Raw genomic sequence first — 6135 nt, 5'->3', positions numbered from 1 at the left:
GCGAATCAATTTTGCATCGATAAATTTGAGGAACCCGCGGTAGCGAAAAGAAAAAAACTGAAGGTTACCCACAAAAAAAGACCCAATAATTCTTAAAATTATTGAGTCTTATATCGAAATTAATTCACTGAAAAACTGTATCGTTTTTTCAGGACATTACATTATAAGTAATTATTAAATTTGTAACACGAAGTATATCATTAAATCAAGCAAACTAAATATATTTCATTTTTTGATGTCATTAAACTTTTAGCAACATTTTAAATTTAACAATGAAAAATTTCAATCCATTTTTATTAGTGGCAATTTTAGTCGCTTTATTTTCATGTGAAAATCAAAGCATTGAGGAGCCACAACAAATGGTTCAATTCTCTTTTTCTCAAAATTCTTCATCTGCAAGGATGATGGAAAGCAAACCTTCAAAAATCATTATTTCTATTGCTCAAGGAGAAAATGTTCTCTACTCGCAAAAAGAACTTGCTGTTTCTAAGGTTAATGAGGCTTACCTATCTGAAGAAATGACACTTGTAGTCGGAGATTATCAAGTGACAGAATTTATTGTTCTAAATGATAGCAGTGAAGCATTATTTATCACTCCTAAGTCAGGGTCAGACCTTGAAAATTTGGTAACCAATCCACTTCCAGTTTCATTTACAGTATCTACAAATGATGACCCGGCTGTATTCTTAGAAGTTGTAGATACTTCCCTTGGTGAACTAAAAGAGTATGGGTACAGTACATTTACTTTCAGCATAGTAGATTATCTAAAGCAAGGTTTACTATTGTACTTACCATTTGATGGAACAACTGAAGATATGAGCAAAAATGCTATCTCTTTAACAGAAAATGGTTCGATTACATATGTAGAGAATAGACATGGTGAAGCTGGTAAAGCTTTGTACCTTGATGGTTCTTCTACATTCCTATCTTCTTCTGCAGTTGTAGACAGTTGTAAAGGTTTTACACTTTCAGCTTGGATCAAACCTACTTCTTTTGATGTTGAATACACTGGTATCTTCGGACAGTCACCAGAAACATTCCCTACAGTAGACGATTACTTTGTATGTTATACAACTCATTCAAGATATCACCCTCAATATGGTGGTTTTGGATGGACTATGTTCTTCCAAGATAACACTTGGTTGGATTCAAGATATACTTATAATAATCAACCAGACCGTTGGATCTTATTTACTTCAACTTTTGATGGTAAAAAGTTCACAAACTACATCAATGCTTTAAAAGTAAGCGAGCATGTAGTTGAAGAAGGAAAAACTTTAGGAAATGATTATGATATGCTAATTGGTAAGACTTATGCTTATCCTCAATCTCCTGACAGAGTTTTAACACAATACTTCCAAGGTGCTATTGATGATTATAGAATTTATGACAGAGGCTTAACTCAGAACGAAATTTATCAATTATACATTAAATAATCGTTCTATATTTTTTGAGAGCCCCTCTTTGTTTCTCTAATTGAAATAAAGAGGGGTTTTCTTATTTAATGCATTATTTTTTATTTTCAACATCCGCTCTCTTAACGAAAATTACAGTTTTCAATATAATTTTTTCACTAATTTTACGCCTAATTTTAAGCAGTGAAGAATCACTTCATTCATCTTTTTTAGTATTCTATATCAATGTCTTATTCCCCTATCATATTATTTGTCTATAATAGAGCTTGGCATAGCGAACAAGTATTAAAGGCTATCAATAATAATCCTGAATTTAAAAACTCCCCTTTCTATATCTTTTGTGATGGGCCAAAAAATGGTGCTACTCAAGAGGAATTGAATAATATAAAAGAGACAAGAGACATTGTAAAAAACACTCAATATTGGTCAGATTATACTGAAATTATTGAAAGTGAAGAAAATAAAGGGTTAGCTGATTCTATTATCAATGGAGTTACTCATGTCATTCAAAAACATGGTACGGCTATAATATTAGAAGATGACATTGTGACGTCAAAAGGCTTTTTAAAATATATGAATGAAGCATTGGAAATGTATAAAAACAACGATAAAGTGATGCATATCAATGCTTATTTACCTAAATCGCCATTTCAAAAGAATAAATTCGAAACAACTTCCTTCTTTTCCACACATATGTCTTGCTGGGGATGGGCTACGTGGGAGTCTTGTTGGAATAAGTTTAATGCGAACACGGAAGAACTTTTAGAATTACTTAAAAGTAAAAACTTAGAAAATGCTATAGATCTTGATGGGTATTTTTATGGCACTCAACAGTTAAATCAAAACCTGGATGGTACTATAAAAACTTGGGCAATCAAATGGAGTGCAAGTATTTTGCTTCAAAAAGGGTTGTGTGTAAATGCTTCAAAGTCATTGGTCAATAATATTGGTATGGATGGCAGTGGTGTCAACAGTGGTAATTTATTCTGGAATCCTTTTAAAACAGAAGTAGTTGAAGGTATAGACCTTTCCCTTCTTGATGAGAAAAACTGCAAAGAAGGAAATGATTACTTTATGAAGTTTTATAAATATGTGAATGTAAAAGGTATAAAACGAAGAATAATTAAATTTTACTTCTATTTCTTCAAATAAAAAAAAGGGTAATCCATCCTCAATGAATTACCCCTTGTTATTTTATTCTCGAATATAAACTCTCAATTCCTGACCAGGATGTATAACATCTGAAGGTAACTCATTGAGTTTTCTTATATCCTCTGGCTGTATATCATACTTATTAGAAATGGTGCCAATACTTTCTCCAGGTAAGATTTTATGATCAAAAAATAATGCTGGAATTCCCACTTTCACAATTTCATTGTTCTTAAAAATACGATCCATCGATATTGTTTTTCCCTCAGAATCTAAAACATTTTTTTCGGGAACTTTATAATGGTTTGCAATACTAATCACGGTCTCCCCTGCTTTACTTTTATGTTTAATCCAAAAATCTTCTTTTTTATTATCATTCATCGCTGAGATTTGCCCCATAATAAAACCACTCAACTGAGTTAGCCTTTTGGATTGAGTTGCTGTAAAGTCATTCGTTCTTTCAGCTTGCTCAATCATAGTAACTCCTTCTTTCAACTTACCCATCCCATACTTGTAATTTCTGAGATCAGCCATTTGTTTAAGAAGATCACTTTCAAGCTTTTTGAAGTAAACGTCGGATTCTGTTAAATTTTCATCCGAAGAAGCATTAATTTCTTGTGAGTCATCCGTAACAGTAGCAGAAGAATTACTCGTGAAAGAAAGAATAAAACTGAATATTGAAGATATAAAAAGACCTAAAATAAATGAGAAAGACCCAATGATGGTATATCTAATTTTATTCTTTTTGGATAAACCTCTTCTTCTATTGACGGGACCCGATTTCCTCTTTAACCTTGAAGCTGAAGGGGTTGCATCAACAGATTCCTCTGCTTTAACTTCTGTCGTTTGAGATCTATTTAATTCCTCATCAATCATTTCCACTCTTTTCTGAGCATTAGTGACTCCAACTTCAGCGGCTCTTGCAAAAAATTGTCGTGCTTGTTCCACATTTCTAAAAGTCCCCATGCCTTTCTCACACATATCTCCTAACAGATAAAGTGTTTCTCCATCTAAAAGCAGATCATCTGCGTAATCATATGCTATTGCTTTAAATGTCTCATCATAAAGCTCCTGTTTATAAAGACTTTTAATGTCTAAGAGTTTTTGTGTTCGGTCTAGTTCCGGTAATCGTAAAGCATATAAAAGATCTTTTTCGTGCTGTCTTAAAGACTCTTCATCTTTTTCTTTGATTATCATTTCTACTTTTTGCTGAATTTCTTCTGAATAATTATCCAGCATGCGAATTGTATATTGGACAGATCCGAAAACATAAGTATCTGAAGTTTCGGAAGTACCCTCAAATGAAAAAGTAGCACCAGCTTCAAAAGAATCAACAGGTTCTTTCGCTATTATCCTGGGAGATAAATCTGCAATAACGAGTACTGCATCTTCTTCCAATTTACCATAAAATACTTTACATCTATCACCAATTACAATTGGAGTTTCACGGTTAAACTGATAGCGTTCTTGAAGTTCCTGAATTGTCATAAACAAAAAAGTTGAATCTCTTTAAAGAGTAAAATTTTACATTATTCTAATCTATGAAAATTATCGTTATCATGTATGAAAATCCACATTTTTTAAAAACATTCACCTCATTTATCTGTTATTCTAAACAAATGATTGATTATTCACTTTTATATAATCATCTTGAGTTAAAATTACATTCGAATCATTATTCCAACATTACTAAAAATGAGTGCACCTTTTTATAACTTCTCTGCTAAGAACACTTTAGGCGAAGATATAGCCATGAGTGATTTTGAAGGAAAAACTATTTTAGTGGTTAACACTGCCACAAAATGTGGTTTAACACCTCAGTTTCATGGGTTAGAAGAACTTTATCAAAAATATAAAGACAAAGGATTGGTCATTATTGGCTTCCCTTGTAATCAATTTGCCAGTCAGGAACCTGTAGAAAATAAAAATATGGTTTCCACTTGTCAGATTAATTATGGCGTTACTTTTCCTCTGACTCAAAAAGTGAATGTGAACGGATCTGACGCTCACCCTATTTTTAAGTTCTTGAAAAAGGAACTTCCGGGCACGCTTATCAATGCGATCAAATGGAACTTTACGAAGTTTTTAATTGATAAAAATGGAAATCCTGTGAAGCGTTTTGCACCTAATACAGAACCTCAGAAAATAGAGGATGATATTTTGAAGATTTTATAAAAAAGATGTCAGAATGTTTCTCCATATGAAGGAACATTCTGACACCTTTTTAGCATCTTGAATTAGAGAGATAAAGTCAATTGACAATACCTCCCCATTCAATTATTATTACAGTTGTTTAATCAAAGTATTAACAGCCACGTGAGGCCATTTCTGACCGTTGAATATTAAGTTCACTTTCTGTGTGTACTGCAGAATTTCTCTTTCTTGTCCATCAATCATTCTTTTTCCGATCCAGAAATCACTCAGAAGATTATCAATCCCTACAGGTTCATTGACCCTTTGCCCGCTTGCCATCTGTGATGGATTTCTATCAAATCTGAAAGAAAATACCCAGTCTTGAGTACCTGGAGAAATGGTCCCTAATGATTCTTCATCTACTTGCTTCAATAAGGAAACTAGTTTAGTCGGATTGGGCGCTCCTGCTTGTATGGCTTTATCACTTAACTCAATATCAATTTTCTCTTGTAAGTCAGAACGAGTTGAGATTGTTCTAGCAGAATAGAAGCTGTCAAGGTCTGAATTTTCCAATGCCTTCCCAACAGATTCTATATCCAAACGACCATGCGTCATAAAAGAGTTAGCTCTTGGAATTGTGGCTTGTCTGATGATAACACCTGAAAGGTCTGAGCCTCTTTGACTAACAATAGCATCAGCATCATCTTCAAGGCTATCTACTTGTAATAAGAAGTGCCCCATTTCATGATGAATACCTTTACCGTCTGGATTTTTAGGATCAGGAAATGTGTGGTTTCTGATGTCAATTTCATAAGCCATTGACTGCCAAAAGCCCGCTTCACCTACTTCTCCAATGTTTCTTGCTGATCCAATTTTCTTGAAAGTCATAGTTTCTCTCATTGGGTCCACTCCTGTATGAAAATCTTCAAAAGAACGGTTTTCAAAATCAGGCTGTGTGATGAAATTCCACCCCCAATTGTCCTGCCATTGGTCATTTAGTTTGTTTTGCCATACTCCTTCAAGCATGTCGAAAAATAAATTAGCTGGTCTCATTTTAATTTTTGAGTTTAATGAAAAAATTTACTGTTCTATAGACACGATAATCCATTCTTATTTCATTCTCTAAAATCAATATAGAATTAGATAAACAAAATAATCAACACTACCCATCACAATGATAAGCAAGGTTTTAACTAGAAAATGAAGGATTAAAGAATATATACTTTACGTTAGTTTTTAATTATGAAAAATAGTTTTCAAATAGCTGGAATAAAAACACTCCACATTTTTTAAAGGAGTTTCACAAACATAAGTTATTTAATGTTATTAACAAATGAATAAGGTATTATTTTATGAATAACATAAATGTAACTACTCACCGACATTAAATTAGACAAAAAGTAAGTCAGCGATAATTTAAATTTAATAAAATCTTCAT

The 6135-nt window shown here is 32.8% G+C and carries 5 protein-coding genes; 3 read left to right on the top strand and 2 right to left on the bottom strand.

Annotated features, from left to right (window positions below):
* Positions 1–272: 272 nt before the first annotated feature.
* The gene (locus HHU12_RS32775) at positions 273–1436 is read left to right on the top strand and encodes a LamG domain-containing protein (RefSeq protein WP_169660951.1); all 1164 of its coding nucleotides are present in this window, start codon (positions 273–275) and stop codon (positions 1434–1436) included.
* 204 nt (positions 1437–1640) lie between these two features.
* The gene (locus tag HHU12_RS32770) at positions 1641–2567 is read left to right on the top strand and encodes a hypothetical protein (RefSeq protein ID WP_169660950.1); all 927 of its coding nucleotides are present in this window, start codon (positions 1641–1643) and stop codon (positions 2565–2567) included.
* Positions 2568–2609: 42 nt separating this feature from the next.
* Here HHU12_RS32770 and HHU12_RS32765 read toward each other — a convergent pair whose 3' ends face one another.
* Positions 2610–4052 (bottom strand): LysM peptidoglycan-binding domain-containing protein, encoded by a 1443-nt coding sequence (locus HHU12_RS32765; RefSeq protein ID WP_169660949.1) that lies wholly within the window; start codon positions 4050–4052, stop codon positions 2610–2612.
* A 207-nt stretch (positions 4053–4259) separates the two neighbouring features.
* Between HHU12_RS32765 and HHU12_RS32760 the strand changes: the two genes are divergently transcribed.
* Positions 4260–4739: a glutathione peroxidase gene (locus HHU12_RS32760; protein ID WP_169660948.1), complete on the top strand. Its 480-nt coding sequence runs from the start codon at positions 4260–4262 to the stop codon at positions 4737–4739.
* Between the two features lie 108 nt (positions 4740–4847).
* Here the strand turns inward: HHU12_RS32760 and HHU12_RS32755 are convergent, their stop codons facing one another.
* Positions 4848–5750: a hypothetical protein gene (locus HHU12_RS32755; protein WP_169660947.1), complete on the bottom strand. Its 903-nt coding sequence runs from the start codon at positions 5748–5750 to the stop codon at positions 4848–4850.
* Positions 5751–6135 lie beyond the last annotated feature (385 nt).

Source organism: Flammeovirga aprica JL-4 (genome assembly GCF_012844305.1).
GTDB classification, from domain to species: Bacteria; Bacteroidota; Bacteroidia; order Cytophagales; family Flammeovirgaceae; genus Flammeovirga; species Flammeovirga aprica.
Note: the sequence above shows the minus strand (reverse complement) of the source record. Positions and strands in the feature narration are given on the sequence as shown.

Coding starts and splice junctions, on each gene's coding strand:
- HHU12_RS32775 (WP_169660951.1), top strand. CDS start 273: ATGAAAAATTTCAATCCATTTTTATTAGTGGCAATTTTAGTCGCTTTA.
- HHU12_RS32770 (WP_169660950.1), top strand. CDS start 1,641: ATGTCTTATTCCCCTATCATATTATTTGTCTATAATAGAGCTTGGCAT.
- HHU12_RS32765 (WP_169660949.1), bottom strand. CDS start 4,052: ATGACAATTCAGGAACTTCAAGAACGCTATCAGTTTAACCGTGAAACT.
- HHU12_RS32760 (WP_169660948.1), top strand. CDS start 4,260: ATGAGTGCACCTTTTTATAACTTCTCTGCTAAGAACACTTTAGGCGAA.
- HHU12_RS32755 (WP_169660947.1), bottom strand. CDS start 5,750: ATGAGACCAGCTAATTTATTTTTCGACATGCTTGAAGGAGTATGGCAA.